We start from the raw sequence: 728 nt of genomic DNA on the forward strand, positions 1-728 counted from the left end.
AAGTAGGCTCCCACTGCTTGTACGCATACGGTTTCAGGATCTATTTCACTCCCCTCTCCGGGGTTCTTTTCGCCTTTCCCTCACGGTACTAGTTCACTATCGGTCAGTCAGTAGTATTTAGCCTTGGAGGATGGTCCCCCCATATTCAGACAAAGTTTCTCGTGCTCCGTCCTACTCGATTTCATTGATAAGAGATTTTCGCGTACAGGGCTATCACCCACTATGGCCGCACTTTCCAGAGCGTTCCGCTAATCTCAAATCAACTTAAGGGCTAGTCCCCGTTCGCTCGCCACTACTAAGGGAATCTCGGTTGATTTCTTTTCCTCAGGGTACTTAGATGTTTCAGTTCCCCTGGTTCGCCTCTTGCACCTATGTATTCAGTACAAGATACCTAGGTTATCCTAGGTGGGTTCCCCCATTCAGAGATCTCCGGATCAAAGTCTGTTTGCCGACTCCCCGAAGCTTATCGCAGGCTACCACGTCTTTCATCGCCTCTGACTGCCAAGGCATCCACCGTATGCGCTTCTTCACTTGACCATATAACCCCAAGCAATCTGGTTATACTGTGAAGACGACATTCGCCGAAAATTCGCAATACTCTTAAGACTTAAGAGACACTCACAAATTTTACCTTAGCCTGAATAAACACCAGTGAAAGTGCTATTCAGTCTATTTCTATCACATACCCAAATTTTTAAAGAACGATTCTGAAAAAGTTCAGAAATCAA

At 45.9% G+C, this 728-nt stretch carries 1 rRNA gene; it reads right to left on the bottom strand.

The window, feature by feature from the left end:
- Positions 1-537 (bottom strand): 23S ribosomal RNA (locus CYD26_RS24765); the annotation flags it as partial.
- Positions 538-728 lie beyond the last annotated feature (191 nt).

The sequence above is a fragment of the Pseudomonas sp. FFUP_PS_473 genome (assembly GCF_002858665.1).
In the GTDB taxonomy this organism is placed as follows: domain Bacteria; phylum Pseudomonadota; class Gammaproteobacteria; order Pseudomonadales; family Pseudomonadaceae; genus Aquipseudomonas; species Aquipseudomonas defluvii.